Annotated in this window: 15 protein-coding genes; 2 read left to right on the top strand and 13 right to left on the bottom strand. The window is 72.2% G+C overall.

The annotated features are described in order from the left end of the window. Positions 1-37: 37 nt before the first annotated feature. Together OERS_RS03110 and OERS_RS03105 are read right to left on the bottom strand one after the other, a co-directional pair. The gene (locus OERS_RS03110) at positions 38-1,456 is read right to left on the bottom strand and encodes a hypothetical protein (protein WP_068624360.1); all 1,419 of its coding nucleotides are present in this window, start codon (positions 1,454-1,456) and stop codon (positions 38-40) included. Next, positions 1,456-1,788, bottom strand: coding sequence for a PadR family transcriptional regulator (locus tag OERS_RS03105; RefSeq protein WP_056645746.1), 333 nt, complete (start codon positions 1,786-1,788; stop codon positions 1,456-1,458). The genes OERS_RS03110 and OERS_RS03105 overlap by 1 nt, the downstream gene beginning before the upstream one ends. Before the next feature lie 266 nt (positions 1,789-2,054). Between OERS_RS03105 and OERS_RS20980 the strand changes: the two genes are divergently transcribed. Further along, a complete protein-coding gene (locus tag OERS_RS20980; protein WP_068624358.1) occupies positions 2,055-2,954 on the top strand; it encodes an endonuclease domain-containing protein in 900 nt (299 codons plus the stop codon). Positions 2,955-3,021: 67 nt separating this feature from the next. Here the strand turns inward: OERS_RS20980 and OERS_RS03095 are convergent, their stop codons facing one another. The 11 genes from OERS_RS03095 to OERS_RS03045 all read right to left on the bottom strand — a co-directional run bounded on the left by OERS_RS03095 (position 3,022) and on the right by OERS_RS03045 (position 15,818). Further along, positions 3,022-3,975, bottom strand: a complete 954-nt coding sequence (locus OERS_RS03095) for a Ppx/GppA phosphatase family protein (protein ID WP_068624357.1) — start codon at positions 3,973-3,975, stop codon at positions 3,022-3,024. 68 nt (positions 3,976-4,043) lie between these two features. After that, on the bottom strand, positions 4,044-4,562 hold the full coding sequence (locus OERS_RS03090; RefSeq protein WP_068624424.1) for a DUF501 domain-containing protein: 519 nt from the start codon (positions 4,560-4,562) through the stop codon (positions 4,044-4,046). Positions 4,563-4,760: 198 nt separating this feature from the next. Then, entirely contained in the window at positions 4,761-5,699 is a 939-nt protein-coding gene (locus OERS_RS20975; protein ID WP_139107672.1) for an FtsB family cell division protein, read from the bottom strand. 234 nt (positions 5,700-5,933) lie between these two features. Next, a complete protein-coding gene (gene eno, locus OERS_RS03080) occupies positions 5,934-7,214 on the bottom strand; it encodes a phosphopyruvate hydratase (protein ID WP_068624355.1) in 1,281 nt (426 codons plus the stop codon). A 182-nt stretch (positions 7,215-7,396) separates the two neighbouring features. Further along, positions 7,397-8,212, bottom strand: a complete 816-nt coding sequence (locus OERS_RS03075) for a MazG family protein (protein WP_068624353.1) — start codon at positions 8,210-8,212, stop codon at positions 7,397-7,399. Between the two features lie 67 nt (positions 8,213-8,279). Then, entirely contained in the window at positions 8,280-10,385 is a 2,106-nt protein-coding gene (locus tag OERS_RS03070; RefSeq protein ID WP_248948311.1) for a carbohydrate-binding module family 20 domain-containing protein, read from the bottom strand. A 368-nt stretch (positions 10,386-10,753) separates the two neighbouring features. Then, positions 10,754-11,563 (bottom strand): ABC transporter ATP-binding protein, encoded by an 810-nt coding sequence (locus tag OERS_RS03065; protein WP_068624349.1) that lies wholly within the window; start codon positions 11,561-11,563, stop codon positions 10,754-10,756. Further along, the gene (locus OERS_RS03060; RefSeq protein ID WP_068624347.1) at positions 11,560-12,408 is read right to left on the bottom strand and encodes an ATP-binding cassette domain-containing protein; all 849 of its coding nucleotides are present in this window, start codon (positions 12,406-12,408) and stop codon (positions 11,560-11,562) included. The genes OERS_RS03065 and OERS_RS03060 overlap by 4 nt, the downstream gene beginning before the upstream one ends. Beyond that, positions 12,405-13,340, bottom strand: a complete 936-nt coding sequence (locus tag OERS_RS03055) for an ABC transporter permease (RefSeq protein ID WP_082608445.1) — start codon at positions 13,338-13,340, stop codon at positions 12,405-12,407. The genes OERS_RS03060 and OERS_RS03055 overlap by 4 nt, the downstream gene beginning before the upstream one ends. Continuing rightward, positions 13,337-14,305, bottom strand: a complete 969-nt coding sequence (locus OERS_RS03050; protein WP_056645730.1) for an ABC transporter permease — start codon at positions 14,303-14,305, stop codon at positions 13,337-13,339. Before OERS_RS03050 ends, OERS_RS03055 begins: the two co-directional genes overlap by 4 nt. 10 nt (positions 14,306-14,315) lie before the next feature. After that, a complete protein-coding gene (locus tag OERS_RS03045) occupies positions 14,316-15,818 on the bottom strand; it encodes an ABC transporter substrate-binding protein (RefSeq protein ID WP_068624345.1) in 1,503 nt (500 codons plus the stop codon). Between the two features lie 517 nt (positions 15,819-16,335). On the opposite strand from OERS_RS03045, the gene OERS_RS03040 reads away from it, so the two are divergent. Further along, positions 16,336-17,067 (top strand): hypothetical protein, encoded by a 732-nt coding sequence (locus tag OERS_RS03040; protein WP_068624343.1) that lies wholly within the window; start codon positions 16,336-16,338, stop codon positions 17,065-17,067. The last annotated feature ends 38 nt before the right edge of the window (positions 17,068-17,105 follow it).

Here is a 17,105-nt window from a genome sequence, read left to right as displayed (position 1 = left end):
GGGTCGCCCGACGAACCTCAGGTCGAGGACCGTGGGGTCAGCCGCCCGACGACGCAGCTCCCGTCGAGGCCTCGAGCACCGGTCGGGCGGTGGCCGGGGAGGGTGCGCCCGGCCCCCGGCCCGACGGCGTCGTGGTCCCCTCGACCGACTGGTCGACCGGGGTCTCGCCGCCGGCCGGAGCCTCCGGCGAGGCCGGGGCGTCGGGGGCCGACGGGTCGGGCGCAGCGTCAGGCGACGCGCCAGGGGTGGTCGCCTGTCCGCTGCCGCCCGTCGAGGGCACCAGGAGCGGCTGCGCCTGCAGGAAGGGCGACGGCATGGACCGCGGCTGCTCGCCCTCGAGCGGCACCGGCCGCTCGGAGCCGTCCCACTCGACAGCGTCCTCGGGCAGCCCGCGCAAGGGGTACACGTTCCAGCGCTCGCGACCGTCGGTCGAGAACGACGGCTGGAAGTACCAGCCCTGCTCGAAGTCCGGGAGGGTCCAGGCCTGCGTGGTGCCCTCGCCCGTGATGGTCCGCACGGGGCGCCCCTGGTCGTCGAAGATCTGCACGTCCTGGAGGGCTCGTCCGCTCGCGTCGTAGACGAACAGGTTGCTGACCTGCGAGCCGTCGACGAACACGCCGCCGTTCCCGCTCCCTGTGCGGACCTGGCTCGTCCCCTCGCGCTGAGCCGCCTCGTAGCCGGCCCCGTAACCGGTCTCGTAGCCGTAGGAGTACGACCCGCCATCGTCAGAGCCGCCCCAGCCGGTGAGCCCGTTGCTCGCACCGAAGGCCGCACCCAGGAGGAGGGGCACAGCCACGACGACCGCGACGACGTTCACGACCTTGCGCAGGGTGTCCACCGCGCGCCAGCGCAGCCACCGGCCCCTCCCCCACTGCACGCTCACGACGATCGCCACCAGCAGGAGCAGGCGCCAGAAGGGCACGCGCGGCACCAGGGCGAAGCCGGTCGAGAAGCCGAACCAAGCATGGAGCACGAGAACGACGACCCACGCCCGCAGCACCCACCACACGGGACGGAGCACCGCAGCGAACTCCAAGAACGCGGCCCACTGCGAGGTGGACGTCACCGGAGCCCACAGGGACTTCCACCCCGACTCGAAGATCCCTCCGAGCACGAGCAGGCGTCCGCGCACCCCGATCCGCGGGCGGGGCCCCGGTGCTGCGGGATCCAGACCGGCCGCAGACCGGAGCTCGGCGGCGTACTCGGCGGCCGGACCGAAGCGTGCGGTGACGTCGAGGAACGAGGTCGCTCCGCCGTCGGGCACCTCGCTCCCCACAGGGGCGGGCCGCAACGCACCCGGCATGTCGGCGAGCGCCTCCGCGAGGTCCGCCTCGAGGCCGTCGGTCAGGTCGTCGACCTGCTCGGGCGACAGGTCCGCGAGGTGCGCGCGGACGTCTACGGCGTAGCGGTGGACCTGGTCGAGGATCACGGCCTCGGGGCTCATGGTCGTGGACATCACGCGGCTCCTTCCGAGGTCCCGAGGAGGCCGGTCAGCGTGCCGGAGAACTCCTGCCACTCCTTGCGCTGGGTGTCGAGCATGGCCCGCCCCTGCGCGTTGATGCCGTAGTACTTGCGGTGCGGGCCCTCGTCGGACGGGACCACGTAGCTCGTGAGCATCCCGCCCGAGTACAGGCGGCGCAGCGTGCCGTAGACCGAGGCGTCACCCACCTCGACGAGCCCCGCGGCCCGCAGGCGACGCACGACGTCGTACCCGTACCCGTCCTCGTCCGCGACGACGGCGAGGACCGCTGCGTCGAGGACGCCCTTCAACAGCTGTGTGGTGTCCACCCTGACTCCCTGCTCGACCGGCTCCTGTGCGGCAGACACTACTACGCGAACCGCACTACCTGTCAGAGCGAACTACCGCGTGTCGCGCTCCTCATTGCACGCGCTCGCCGAGAAGTGAGTAGATGCCCCTGGATCACGCGATCCAGGGGCATCTACTCACTTCTCGGCGGGGCGATCCGTGTGCACAGGCCGCCCCGCGCGACCGCTGTCCACCGAAGCCCCTGGGAACTCGACCGCGACCCCGCAGTTCCCGCCACAGTGCCTGCATGCGCATCGACGAAACGTTCACGGTGGCCGAGGGCCGAGCCGCCGGCCTCTCCACCAAGGAGCTGCGCCATCCAGGCTTGGCGATCCCCACCCGGGGCCTGCGTGTCGCCGCGGCCAGGGCGGGCGACCTCACCGTCCGGGCCGGCGCGCTGCTGAGGTGCGCGCCGCCCGGCTCGGCGATCAGCCACGGCAGCGCGCTCCGTCTGGACGGCGTCGACCTTCCCTGGCGGGTCGACCGCGACGACCTCGTGCACGTCAGCGTCCCGAGCAGCGCCGTCGTCCCCCGGCGGGCCGGGTACGTGATCCACACGCACGACGCCGACCCGCCGGTACGCCGGACGAACGGACTGCTGGTCGTGACCGCGGAGCAAGCGTGGCGCCAGCTCGCCGGGGCTCTGCCCCTCGACGAGCTGGTCGTTCTCGGTGACTCGCTGCTGCGTCGCAAGGACCCTGTCTCCGACCGCGCCGCGCTGGAGGCGACCGTCCACGCCACGCCGGCCGGGGCGCGCGGTGTCGCGCGGATGCGGGCGGCCCTCGACGACCTCCGCCCAGGGACCGACTCGCCCATGGAGACCAGGGCACGGCTCGTCCTCGTACGGGCAGGCCTGCCGTGCCCGGCCGTCAACGTTCCCGTCCTGGACCCGGCTGGACGCTTCGTCGCGCTCCCGGACATGACCTACTTCGCGGAGAAGATCGCGATCGAGTACGACGGGGACGTGCACCGGACCGACGCGCGGACCTGGCGCCGGGACGTCGCGAAGCGGCAGTGGCTCGAGGACCTCGGGTGGAGGACCGTGATCGTCACGGCCGACGACGTCTACCGCCACCCCGCCCGGCTGACGGAACGCGTGGCGGCCCTGCTCCGGGCGCGCACAGTCTCGGGTCGTGCCGAGAAGTGAGCAGATGCCCCTGGATCACGCGATCCAGGGGCATCTACTCACTTCTCGGCGGGAGACTCCGCGAACCTCACGCGATCGAGAGCGCGATCCCGTCCAGGATGTCGTGCTCGCTCGTCACGACCGACGTGAGCTCGCCGCCCGCGGCCGCGACGTCGTCGCGGACCCGGCGCACGACCTCTGCCCACACGAGCGCCCCCGCCCCGATCACGTCGATGCGACCCGGGTGCATGAAGCCCAGCGCCTCGCGCTCGGCGCGCGTGCGCCCCAGCAGGTCCTCGCACGCGGTCAGCGTCTGCTCGACCGTCAGCACCGCGCCGTCGATCCGGTCGCGGTCGTAGCGCTCGAGGCCCAGCGCGTGCGCGGTCACGGTCGTCACCGAGCCCGCGAGCCCTACGAGCGTCGCGGCCTTGCCCAGCGGGACGGTCTGCGTCGCGACGTCGAGCGCGGCGCGCACGTCGGCCCGCGCCGCCGCGATCTCCTCGGCCGTCGGCGGGTCCGAGCGCAGGTGGCGCTCGGTCAGGCGCACGCACCCGACGTCCATGGACCACGCGGCCTCGGGCGCGTCGGTGCCGAGCACGATCTCGGTCGACCCTCCTCCGAGGTCCACGACCACGAACGGCCCCTCGTGGTGCGCCGCGACCACGCCGGTCGCCCCGCGGAACGACAGCTCGGCCTCCTCGTTCCCGGACACGACCTCGGGCTCGACGCCCAGGCGCGCGAGCACGCCCTCGACGAACTCGCCGCGGTTCTCCGCGTCGCGCGTGGCCGACGTCGCCACGAAGCGCGTGCGCGTCGCCCCGAGCTCCTCGATCACGGCCGCGTACTCGGCCGCCTGGTCGAGCGTGCGGGCCAGCGCCTCGGGAGCCAGGCGTCCCGTGCGGTCGACGCCCTGACCGAGCCGCACGACCTCCATGCGGCGGTCGAGCTCGGTCAGGACGCCTGTCGTGGAGTCGACGTCGGCGACGAGGAGGCGGATCGAGTTGGTGCCGCAGTCGATCGCGGCGACACGAGAAGAAGTCATGGCATCAAGGGTGCCATCCCTCGCGCTGCCGACGGGCGCTCGGCCCGCCCGTGGACCGGCTCAGGAGGTCAGCAGGTGCAGCGGTCCGCGCGCCACGAGCCGGAGATCATGACGAGCGCCTCGTCGCCGAGCGGGTTCACCCCGGGGCCGGCAGCGAGCGCGTGGCCCACGAGCACGTGCAGGCACTTGACGCGCACGGGCATGCCACCTGCGGAGATGCCCGCGATCTCCTCGACGTGGCCGAGCGACTCGCGCGCCGCGAGGTAGTGCTCGTGCGCGCGCGCGTAGGCCGCCGCGAGCTCCTCGTCCTGCGTGAGGCGCTCCGACATCTCCTTCATCACACTGTTCGCCTCGAGCGTCGAGGCTCCTGCGACCGCTCCCGGGCTCGTCAGGTAGTAGGTCGTGGGGAAGGGCGTGCCGTCGGGCAGGCGCGGGGCGGTGTGCACCACGAGCGGGCGGCCGCACACGCAGCGCGCCGCGATGCCGACGACGCCGCGCGCCGGGCGCCCGAGCTGCTCCTGCAGGACCTCGAGGTCCTCCGGGGTCACCTCGGGGCGGGACCGGTCGGCCTGGGGGACGACGGGCACGGCGTCGGTGCCGTCGGTAGCGGCCGTGGACTTGCTCGAGGGGTTCCCCGGGACCGGGACGTCGCCCAGGTCGGAGGCTGCGGGGTGCGAGTCGTTCACGAGAGGTTCCGTTCTGCGGCGTGCGGTGCTGGTCCGGCGCCGGGTACCGGCGCCCTCCCATTGTCCCCGCTCCCCCGGGTGGTTCTGCAATCCGCCGGGTCAGCCCGTGGGCGTCGCGGGATCGGTCGGGGTGTCGGTCGCGGGCGGCGGGGGCTGCACGCTGCCCGCGGGGTCGACCGTCGCAGGCTCCGGCTGCTCTCCCGCGAGCTGGACCGAGCGCCACAGCGAGGTGTACCAGGGCGCCCCGGCGTGCCCCGCGACGTCGACCGGTCCGTCGGTCACGACCTGCCCCGTCTCCGGGTCCAGGTCGTCGACGACCGTGTCCGGGTCGACGACCCGCCACGCCCGCTCGCCCGGCATGACGTAGCTGAGCCGGTCGCGCGCCTGCGCGATCACGTAGGCCTGGTCGTCCCACCGGCCGAGCTCGACCTCGAGCTCGTCGCGCGTCGCCTGCGCCTCGGCCACGTCGGCCCGCAGCGCGCGGAGCTCGCCCGTCTGGTTGACGTAGGCGCGCACGGTGGGCAGCAGGAGGATCACGGCCAGGAGCACGACGACGGACATCACCAGGGCGCGGACCGTCACGACCTCGGGGAGCAGCAGGCCGTACCTGCTCCGGCGACGGTCGGCGAGCGCGGGGGCGCGGCCCCCGGCTGCACCGCGAGCACGAGGGGTCCGGGTGGTGGAGGCCTTCGCCGCCCCGGAGCGGGCGGCCGCCCCGCCCGGGGCCGGGGGCTTCTTCGTGGAGCTCTTCGCCGAGCCCTTCGCCGCAGCGGACGCCGAGCCGGCCGGCTTCGTGCCCGGGGACTTCGCGGACTTCCCCGGCGACGCAGCCTTCGTCGGCTTCGCGGTGCCCGCCGCCCCCGGCTTGCCCGACGCCGGGCCGGACGTCCCCGCGTCGGCGCGCGACGTCGTCGGGCTGGAGCCTGCGCTGCGGGCGCGGCCCGACGACGAACGTCCGTCCCCGCGCGATCCCCCCGCGCCACGGCCGCCCGGGCGCGCCGAGGCGCCAGGGGCGGACGGGCGGCGGTTCGAGGGCATGGTGCCGATTGTGCCGTCCCGCGGTCCCCGCCCGCCGCAGGGTCCGCGGCGTGCCGGGCAACGTGGTCGGATCCACACCAAGCGTTCACAACCCGCGCCGCCCCGACACGTCGCGGCAGGCTCTCGTGGGGGCGTGCAGGGCCCCGGACGCACGGACGCCCGGCGGTTCCGAGGAACCACCGGGCGTCCGGTTGCCGACCGCGATCAGACCGCGGCTAGCAGGTGAGCGTCAGCTCACGCCTTCCAGCGCGGGAACGCCGAGGCGCCGGCGTAGCGTGCCGCGTCGTCCAGGGCCTCCTCGATGCGCAGGAGCTGGTTGTACTTGTTGATGCGCTCGCCACGGGCGGGGGCACCGGTCTTGATCTGGCCGGCGTTGGTCGCGACGGACAGGTCGGCGATCGTCGTGTCCTCGGTCTCGCCCGAACGGTGCGAGACCATCGCGGTGAAGCCGTTGCGCTGCGCGAGCTCGACGGCGTCGAGGGTCTCCGAGAGCGTGCCGATCTGGTTGAGCTTGACGAGCAGCGAGTTCGCCGACTTGAGCTCGATGCCCTTGGCGAGGCGCTCCGGGTTGGTGACGAACAGGTCGTCGCCGACGATCTGGACCTTGTCGCCGACCTCGGCGACGAGCTGCGACCAGGCGCTCCACTCGTCCTCGGACAGCGGGTCCTCGATCGAGACCAGCGGGTAGTCCGCCACGAGCTGCTTGTAGTACGCGATGATCTCGTCCGAGCTCGTCGCCTTGCCCTCGAACTGGTACGCGCCGTCCTTGAAGAACTCGGTCGCGGCGACGTCGAGCGCGAGGCCCACGTCGACGCCCGGCTTGAAGCCGGCCTGCTCGATCGCGACGAGGATCAGGTCCAGCGCGTCGCGGTTGCTCGGCAGGTTGGGGGCGAAGCCGCCCTCGTCGCCGAGGCCCGTCGCGAGGCCCTTGCTCTTGAGCACGGACTTCAGGGAGTGGTAGACCTCTGCACCGGTGCGCAGCGCCTCACGGAAGGACGTGGCGCCGATCGGGGCGACCATGAACTCCTGGATGTCGACGTTGGAGTCGGCGTGCGACCCACCGTTGAGGATGTTCATCATGGGGACGGGCAGGACGTGGGCGTTGGGGCCACCGACGTAGCGGTAGAGGTCCAGGCCCGAGCTCTTGGCTGCGGCCTTCGCGACGGCCAGCGAGACGCCGAGGATGGCGTTCGCGCCGAGCTTGCCCTTGTTCGGGGTGCCGTCGAGGTCGATCAGCGCCTGGTCGATGAGGCGCTGGTCCTCTGCCTCGTAGCCGATCAGCTCGGGGGCGATCTCGTCGATGACCGCGTTGACCGCGTTCTCGACGCCCTTGCCCAGGTAGCGGGACTTGTCGCCGTCACGGCGCTCGACGGCCTCGAAGGCGCCGGTCGAGGCACCCGAGGGGACGCCTGCGCGCGCAAAGGTACCGTCGTCGAGAACGACCTCGACCTCGACGGTGGGGTTTCCGCGCGAGTCGAGAATCTCGCGTGCTCCAACGGCTTCGATGCTTGCCACGGTTGCTCCTTCAGGCTGCTTCCAGGTCCGGAGCGCAGGGCAGGCGACGATGGCGGTCGGGCGCGTCCGGGGTTGTCGCAACCCAGCCTAGTGGTCGGGAACACATAGTGCTCCCGCCGTCGGCACGTGGACACGATCGCCCGCATGTCGACCGTCCACGCCCGCCGGAGCACCGGCGTGCGTCACCCTCGAGGCGCGCTCGCGCCCGTCTCGGTCGCGACGATCGCCCGCTCGACCTCGCGCAGGGCGCCCCGCAGCGCCGTCTCGGCGTCCACGCCGTCGGCCTGCGCGCGGCGCACCACGTCGAGCAGCTCGCGCCCGTACGCCCGCTCGGTCGCGTCCTCGGGCCCGGTGCGGTTCTCGTCCTGGTCGCCCGCGGCTGCGCCGCCCACCGTGCCCGACGGCGCCGCTCCCCTCCCCGGCCGCGCCTCGCCCGGGGCGAGGGTCGGGACCGACGGGGGCTCCGTCGTCGGGCCGGAACCCGAGGTCACCGCCCCGACCCCGGCGCGCTCCGCGCGGGACAGGACCTTCTGCGCGCGGGCCAGCGCACCCTGCGCGAGCGGGATCCCCTCCAGGACCGACTCGCGCTGCTTCTCCTGCTGCTTGATCTGGTCCCACTGGGCGTACAGGGCCGCGTGGCCGTCGCCCGTCGCGACCGCGGTGTCCGCGAACACGTGCGGGTGCCGCCTGACGAGCTTGGCGACCAGGTCGGCCGCGACGTCGTCGACCGTGAACGGGTCGACCGGGTCCTCGCTCGCGATGCGCGCGTGGAACAGGACCTGGAGCAGCAGGTCGCCCAGCTCCTCGCGCATGCCCGCGCGGTCGCCCGTCTCGATGGCCTCGGCGAGCTCGTGCGCCTCCTCGAGGAGGTAGCGGACCAGGGTCTCGTGCGTCTGCTCGCGGTCCCACGGACACCCGCCGGGCGAGTACAGGCGGTCCATGACGGCGACGGACTCGCGCAGGGGGTCGACGGGGCTGGAGGGCTCGCTCGTGGTCATGCGCCCATCGTAGGGACGACGGACCGGAGGGCCCCCGGACGGGGACCCTCCGGACTGCCTGCTGCGGCTACTTCCAGGTGTCGTTCAAGGTCACGGCCCCGTTCGCCCCGACCGTCGCGGTGCGGTTGGCACCGCTCTCCCAGACCACGTTGCCCGCGCCGTCCTTCTTGACGTACTTGTACTCGAAGGTCGTCCCGGCGGGCAGGTCGAGCGTGAGCTTCCAGACGGGGTAGCTCGCGGCCGAGAGCGGCTTGGCCGAGGCGGGTGCCCACGACCCGAGGGCCGTGATGCTGCCCACGACGTAGACGCTCTGCCCCAGGACCGTGGTGGCGTTGACCGAGAAGCTCGCGTCGCCCTCGGTCTCACCGGGCCCGCCGCCCCCGGTCCCTGCGCACGGGTCACCCGCGGTCACGACGCCGCCCGAGACCTGGACGTGCCGGCCCGTGAGGCTGAAGTCCTTGCCGCCGTTGTTGTCCCACGTACCCGAGCCGTTGGTGAACGCGGCCGTGACGGTGGCCCCGTTCGCGGGGATCTCGCGCGAGACCCAGCCCGTGCAGGCTGCGGTCATGTCGACGCCGGGAGCCGTGGTCCAGGCGCCCGCACCGATCCTGTAGTGGACCTTGTACGCGCTCCACCCCTTCGAGGTCGAGTAGTAGACGGTGGTGGCGGAGGTGGTCGGGCAGTCGACCGTGCACGGCGTGCCGCCGGTCTTCCCGACGTGCAGCGCGAGCGCCCCGTACGCGGGCACCGTCGCGGTGAACGTCCCCGAGGAGCTCACGGTGTACGTCGTGGAGCAGTCCTTGCTCGCCACGACGTCGCAGTAGGTGTTCGCGGGCAGCGACGTCTGGTAGGTGCGCGTCACGGCCGAACCGGTGTTGTTGATCGCCACGTACCCCTTGTCACCGCGGCCGTAGGCGATGTTGTTGTTGCCGTCGTCCCACCAGTTCGTCACGGACGTGCCCTCGACCGTGTTGTGGAAGCCGACCATGCCCGCGATCTCGGTCCAGCGCTGCGTGCAGGTCCAGGCGCTGCTGGAGCAGCTCGCGTCGGGGACCGAGCTGTTGGTGGCACCGGGCGCGCCCGCGTCCTTGTCGGTCCACGTGTAGCCCGTGTAGACCGAGGGTGAGCCGTAGGGCCACGAGAGCATGAACGCGTTGGCGAGCTTGTACTTGGCGCCCCACTTGTAGTTCATGGTCTCGCCGTTGCGCTCGGTGTCGTGGTTGTCGACGAAGACCCCCGCACGATCGGAAGCGAGCTTGTTGTCGGCGATGTAGCGCAGGTCCTTGATGCTCCCGTCGAACCTGCTCTTGAGGTCTCGTGCGTAGTTGAACTCGTGCGAGTCCCCGCTGCCCAGGTACTCGGACGGCTGGATGGGCTCGCCCGCGGCCCCGATGACCTCGTGGACCCAGTAGACGTTCGGGTTGGTGAGCCTGGCCTTGATGGCCTCGAGGTCGGCGGCCGGGATGTGCTTGGCCGCATCGATGCGGAAGCCCGCGACGCCCAGGCCGAGCAGGTCGTTCATGTAGCCCGCGATCTTGCCGCGCACGTAGTCGGAGCTGGTGCGCAGGTCCTGGAGCGAGACGAGGCGACAGTTCTGGACGTTGTACCGGTCGCCGTAGTTGGTGATGTTGGCGCGGCAGTCGTTGAAGTCGTTCGCGCCGTACGGGACCCCGGGGAAGCTGTCGACCGAGTAGCTGGTCCCTCCCGTGCCCGTGCCCGAGCCGGTGTCGGCGCCCGCCGTGTGGTTGACGACCGCGTCCACCACGATGCCCACGCCTGCGGTCCTGCAGGTGTTGACCATGTTCTGGAACTCGGCGCGGTTGCCGAGCTTGGACTCGATCTTGTAGCTCACGGGCTGGTAGGAGGTCCACCACGCGGTGCCCTGGATGTGCTCCTGGGGCGGGGAGACCTGGACGTATCCGAAGCCGGCCGGTCCGATCGTGCTGGTGCACTCGGCGGCGACCGCGTCCCACGTCCACTGGAACATGTTGAGGACGACGTTCCCTCGACCGTTCTCCGACGCGACCACGGGCGAGGGCGTCGGGGCCTTGGCCGAGGCGGGTACCGCCCCGGCGACGAGGCCCGAGGTGAGCACGGCGAGCGCCGTGAGCCCGGCGAGGAGTCTGTGCCGTGAGTTCCTGCGGACCGGTCTGGTTGTTCGGCTGAGCATCATTGCTGCGTTCTCCGTTCGGTGCTGCGCACAGCCCCGCGTCGGTGCGTGGCTGCCCGTCCGCGCCCCGGCGTCGGTGCCGGGGCGTTACCGCTCCCCCTGTCCCCCTGGACCGGCCTGACCGCCGGCCGAACCCGCGCCTGTCACCATTGCAGAGAATTGCGGGTTCTTGCTGAAAGATTACACAGACCCCAGGGACGTGTCTCCCTTTCCGGACATGCAAGAAGGTTGCGGGTTGTCGGGCAGCGCAGTTCAGGCGCCACGAGAGAGGGGTCTCGTCGAGACAGGGGTCCGCAGGCCTCTGTCTCGACGAGAACCCTCTCCGTCGACGGGATCCCGCTGCGTCGCCGTGCCCGACGGCGGCACGCCCCTCAGGGCAGCGTCGGCACCGCCGCGAGCAGCTCACGCGTGTACGCAGCGGCCGGCCGGGTCAGCACCTCGCGCGTGGGGCCGGCCTCGACGACCTCTCCCCCGCGCAGCACCACGGTCTCCTCGCACAGCTGCCCGACGATCGCCATGTCGTGGCTGACCAGGACGAGCGTGAGCCCCAGGTCGCGCTGGAGCCCGCGCAGCAGGTCCATGACCTGCTCGCGGACCGACACGTCGAGCGCGCTCACGGGCTCGTCGCCCACCAGGACCGACGGCGAGGGCGCGAGGGCCCGGGCGATCGCGATGCGCTGACGCTGGCCGCCCGAGAACTGGGCCGGGTACTTGGTCCGGGCGTCGGGGTCGAGGCCCACCCACCCCAGCACCTCGTCGACGCGCGCCGACACGTCGCCACCGATCCGGAGCGAGCGCAGCGGCTCGGCGACGATCCGGGCGACCGTCATGCGCGGGTCGAGCGACGTGCGAGGGTCCTGGAGGACGACCTGGACCTCGCGCCGGTACCGCCGCATGAGCGCACGGTCCCGGCGGTCCAGGGGTGCGCCACGGTAGGCGATGGTGCCGCTCGTCGGGCTGTCGAGCCCGAGCAGCAGCCGCAGGAGGGTCGACTTCCCGGCTCCCGACTCGCCCACGATCCCCACGCTGCGCCCGGCCCGGACCGTGAGGTCGACGCCCGCGAGCGCCGTCGTCGGGGGTGTGCGGCGCGACCCGCCGAACTCGCGCCGCACGCGGTCGAGCGCGACGAGAGGCGCGGCGTCGCCTACCGGCCGGTCGCCGCTCGTGGGCTGGTCGCTCATCGGTCCTCCAGGGTGGGCAGGTGGGTCACGGCGCGCGCCGCGGTGAGCAGCGAGCGCGTGTAGGGGTCCTCGGGCGCCTCGAGGGCGCGCGCGACGCTCGTGGCCTCGACGACCTTCCCGTGCCGCATGACCACGAGGTCGCGCGTGACGCGGGCGACCACGGGCAGGTCGTGCGACACGAAGACCAGGGCCGTCCCGGTGCGCTCGATCAGGTCGTCGAGCAGGGCGAGGATCTCGGCCTGGACGGTCACGTCGAGGGCCGTGGTGGGCTCGTCGGCGATCAGGACGTCGGGCTCGCACGCGAGGGCCATGGCGAGGCAGGCGCGCTGGCGCTGCCCGCCCGAGAGCTGCCAGGGGTAGGAACCGAGGATGCGCTCGGTGTCGTCGAGGCGCACCAGGCGGCACAGCTCGGCGGCGAGCTCGGCGGCCCGCGCACGCGAGACCTTGCGGTGCAGACGCAGCGGCCCGGCGATCTGCCGCCCGATCGTCATGAGCGGGTCGAGCGCCGTGAGGGGCTCCTGGAAGACCATCGCGATGCGGGCCCCGCGCACGCGGCGCAGGGCCTTCTCACCGAGGGGCAGCAGGTCGGTCCCGTCGAGCAGGACCTGCCCGGTCGCGGCCATGCCGTCGGGCAGCAGACCGAGGATCGCGGCCGCGGTGAGGGACTTGCCCGAGCCGGACTCGCCGATCACGCCCAGGCGCTCGCCGGGCGCGACGCGCCAGCTCACGCGGTCGAGCAGCACCCGGCCCGACGACGTCGCCACCGTCAGGTCCCGCACCTCGAGCCCGGTGTGACTCGTCGTGGGGCCGGCGGTGCTCGGCGTGGGAGGGGTCGTGCGCGTCATCGGTCGCCTCGCAGGCTCGGGTCGGTCCGTTCACGGATGCCGTCGCCCAGGAGGTTCAGGCCGAGCACGGTCCACGCGATGAGCAGCCCGGGCAGGATCGCCCCGAGCGGCTGGACCGCGACGGACTTCTGGGCGGCGCTGAGCAGCCGCCCCCAGGACAGGGCCGACGGCGAGCCGAGCCCCAGGTAGGACAGCGACGCCTCGGCGAGGATCGCCCCGCCCGCGAGCAGCATGAGCTGGACCAGCAGGGTGGGGGCCACGTTGGGCAGGACGTGGCGCAGGATGGTCCCCCACCAGCCCGTGCCCGACGCCGTCGCGGCCGTCACGTAGTCCTCGCGCAGCACCCGCGCGGCGTTGACCCGCGTGACGCGCGCGATCACCGCGGCCCCCGAGATGCCGATCGCGACGATCGCCGAGGTCAGGGACGCACCTCGGACCGTCACGATGAGCATGGCCAGCAGCAGGGTCGGGAAGGCGATCATCAGGTCGATCACGTTGAGCAGCGCGACGTCGGCCCACCGCGTGGTCGCCGCCGCGACCACGCCGATCGTGATGCCCAGCACGCCCGCGATGACGACCGAGGCGATCGCCACGGTCATCGCGACCGTCGCCCCGCCCATGAGCTGGCTCAGCAGGTCGCGCCCCAGCCGGTCGGTGCCCGCCCAGAACTGCGCGCTCGGCCCCTCGAGGCGCCCGCCCGTGCCGGCCGCGCCCGCGCCCACGTCGTAGGGCGTCCAGAAGATCGCGACGACACCGACGAGCGCGACCAGCCCGACCATGACCAGACCTGCGACGAACGACGGGCTGACGCTCCGCCGTCGGGCGCGCGGGGCGTCCCCCGCACCGCCCGAGACGTGCGGCGCGAGCGACTCCTCGACCTCGATGCGGCCCGCAGCGGCCCCGGGGATCTCCCCGCCCAGGTTGATGCTCATCGTGCGCCTCCGAGGGCCGAGCCGGCGCGCAGCCGGGGGTCGATGCCGCGCTGGGCGAGGTCGACCAGGAAGTTCGTGACGAGGACCAGGGCCGTCAGCCCCAGGACGAGCGCCTGCACGACCGGCAGGTCACGGCCCTCGACCGACGAGACCAGCAGCGTGCCGAGGCCCGGGAGCGCGAAGACGTTCTCCACGACCACGGCCCCCAGCAACGACGTCGCGAGCTCGATCCCGAGGATCGCGACGACCGGGACCGCGCCGTTGCGCAGCCCGTGCCGCGCGAGGGCGTGCCACCGGCCGTAGCCGAGCGAGCGAGCCGTGCGGACGTAGTCCTGGTCCAGCACGTCGAGAGTCGCCGACCGCACGTACCGGACCATGACCGACGACATGGCGATGGCCACGGTCGCCACGGGCAGGACCAGCGACCTGACGGCCGCCGCGGGGTCCTCCCAGCCCTGGCGGGGGAACCCGCCGGGCGGCAGGACCCCCGCCTCGAGCGCGAAGATCCACACCAGGATCACGCCGACCCAGAAGACCGGCACCGCGACGCCCAGCTGCGACACGGCCGAGACCGTGACCCCCACGACGCCGCGACGACGGACCGCCGCGACGACCCCGAGCGGCACCGACACGAGCACCGAGACCACGAAGGCCGCGAGGCTCAGGGGCAGCGTGATCGGCAGCTTGCTCGCGATCAGCTCGCCCACCGGGAGGCGCGAGACGAACGACGTGCCCGCGCTCCCCGAGAACAGTCCCGCGACCCACTGCCCGTACTGCGTCCACAGGGGCTGGTCGGTGCCGAGGTCGGCACGCAGCTGCTCGAGCTGGTCGCTCGTCGTGCCCACGCCGAGCGACGTGCCCGCGCTGTCCCCCGGCAGGAACCGGAGGACGGCGAAGACCACGACGCTCGCGAGGACCAGCGACAGCAGCAGCGTGCCGACGCGCGTCAGGAGGTAGCGGGACATGGGTACTCGGTCAGCCTTCCCGCACGATGTCGGCGACGTAGAAGCTCTCCGTCACCTGGTTCACCGGGAAGCCCGTGATCTCGGCGCGAGCGACCCGGATCTGCGGGTCGAGGTACAGCCAGGCGCTCGCCGCCTCCTGCCCGATCGTCTCGTTGACCTGGGTCAGCAGGGCCGTCTGCTCCTCGGTCGTGGCCGCCTGGTCGGCGTCCGCGACCCACTGCTGGACGTCCTTGTTGTCGTAGCCCCAGTAGAAGTCCGGGTTGGCGTACCAGACGACGTCGCGCGGGTTCACGTGGCCCATGAGCGTGGTCTGGAAGTCGTGGTCCGTGTAGATCTTCTGGTACCAGGTCGCGTCGTCGATCGGGTTGAGCGTGAGCGTGACGCCCACGGCCTGGAGGTCCGACTGGAGGAGCTGGGCGATGGTCTCGGACGGGTCTCCCGCGACGTAGTCGACCGCGATCGTCAGGTCGCTCACGCCGGCCTGCGCGAGGAGGTCCTTCGCGGCCTGCGGGTCGTACGCGTGCACGTCGGCCTGGTCGACGAACCACGGGTCGGTCGGGGGGACCATCGAGCCGATGACCTGGCCGTAGCCGTCCCACACCGCGTCGAGCACCTTCTCGCGGTCGATCGCCTTGTACAGCGCCTGGCGGACGCGGACGTCGTCGAACGGCGCGACGCGGTCGTTGAAGGCCCAGATCTGCTTGGTCGTCGACGTGCCCTCCGTGATCGTGAACGCGTCGTTCCCCTCGAACTGCACGAGCTGGTCCGGGGAGTCCTCCGCGATGACCAGGTCGAGGTCACCGGTCAGGAGCGCGTTGTTGAGCGCGGTCGTGTCCTTGAAGAAGCGGAACGTGACGCCCGAGTTCTTCGCGGGCTCGCCCCAGTAGTCGTCGTTGCGCTCGATCGTCAGGTGGTCACCCTGCGTCCACTCGACGAACCGGTACGGGCCCGTGCCGTTCTCGCTCGTGAGCTCGGTGTCGCCGTCCTGCACGACCGTCACGGACGCGAGGTAGAACGGCAGCGACTGGCTGCGGCGCGACAGGTCGAGCTGGACCGTGGCGTCGTCGGGCGCGGTGATCGACGAGATGACCGACAGGTCGTTCTTGCGCGCGCTCTTGGACTCGGGCGCGATGGTCTGCGAGATGCTCCAGACGACGTCCTGCGCCGTGAGGTCCGAGCCGTCGTGGAAGTGCACGTCGGGCTGCAGGTGGAACGTGTAGACCAGACCGTCCTCGGACACGTCCCAGTCCTTCGCGAGGGTCGGGACCACCTGGCCGTCGACGTCGACCGAGGTCAGACCCTCGAAGACGTTGCGCGTCATGGTCTGCGAGACGCCCGAGCTGCCGCCGACGTTGCGGACCAGTCCGGTGGGCTCGTTGGTCGAGCCGATGACGATCTCGGCGTCCGCGCTCGCCGCGGCGCTGCTGCTCGCACCGCCGGACCCGCCCGAGCCGCACGCGGCGAGCAGGAGGGTCGTCGCCAGGACCGCGGCGGCTGCCTTGAGGGTTCTCATGGGGGTTCTTCCGTTCCAGGAGGTGCAGCGGGGCTGCACGGGGACCACCCCGGACGCGACCGGTAGGCCGACGGACGGTGTGGCGAGGGGGATCGTGGAGCGTCGGCAGTCCGACGGCGTGGACGAAGCCACGAGACCGGGGGCCGAGGGGGCCGTCGGGCGTCGCCGCAGCGCGCCGCGCGAGGGCGCGGCAGGCAGGGGGAGGCGACTGCCGGAAGGCGGGGGAAGGATCAGACCTGTGCGAGAGGGGCCGTCACGTCGGGGTGGTCCCGCGACGGACGCCGCCTGTCAGCGGCTGCTCAGAGACAGCGACAACAGCGGGCGGCGCTCGTCGAGCCGTGCCGTCCGGTGCTGGGGGTGCGCGTGGGAGCGCTCAGGTCGAGAAACATGATGCGACAACTATCTCACCGACCGAGCGGTATGGATACGCGCGACGGGTGTGGTGGTGGTCACGTCCGGTCGCTGCTAGTGTCTCCGAGCCGAGCCTGAGCTCGCCTGGGTCGTCGATGGAGCACTCATGCTGCGTGTCACCGTGCCTGTCAGAGTTCTCGTCCGTCGCCTCGCGCTGGCGATCGCCGTGCTGGCGGTCCTGCACCTCCTCGCGAACTTCCTCGAGAAGGGAGCCGACCTCCACGGCGGGGTGATCGAGCCGCTCGTCCACTACTTCAGCATGGACGAGGAGGTGAACGTCCCCACCTGGTTCACGGTGATCCTGCTGGCGTCGACCGGCCTCGTGACCGGCGACCTGCTGCACGCCGAGCCGGACCGGGGACGCCGCTGGGCGTGGGGACTCATCGCGTTCGTGCTCCTCTACCTGTCGATCGACGAGATGACGAGCTTCCACGAGCACCTCGGGACGTCGCTCGAGGAGCACTTCCGGAGCATCGCCGACCTGCCCTTCAACGGCTGGATCGCGTTCTACGGTCCCCTCGCCCTCGTCGTGGCGGCGATCGTGGTCCCCCTCCTGTGGCGGCTCCCCCGGCAGTTCCTGCGTCCCATGGCCCTGGCCGGGGTCCTCTACGTGGCCGGCGCCGTCGGTTTCGAGGCGATCGCGGGACTGCTCGAGGACCAGGGCTTCGACCGGGCGACGTTCGTCGGACAGCTCGCGGTCCTCGGAGAGGAGACCCTCGAGATGATCGCGGTGCTCGTCTTCCTGGTGGCCGTGGTGCGATACCGCGACTTCCTCGACGCAGGACCCCGTCCTGGCAGGGCAGGCCCGGCCGACGAGGTGACCACACTTCATCCTTGACCCCTTCCCCTCGCCGCGCCCACGATGCAAGAGCGGCC

Source organism: Oerskovia enterophila (assembly GCF_001692445.1).
GTDB classification, from domain to species: domain Bacteria; phylum Actinomycetota; class Actinomycetes; order Actinomycetales; family Cellulomonadaceae; genus Oerskovia; species Oerskovia enterophila.
Note: the sequence above shows the minus strand (reverse complement) of the source record. Positions and strands in the feature narration are given on the sequence as shown.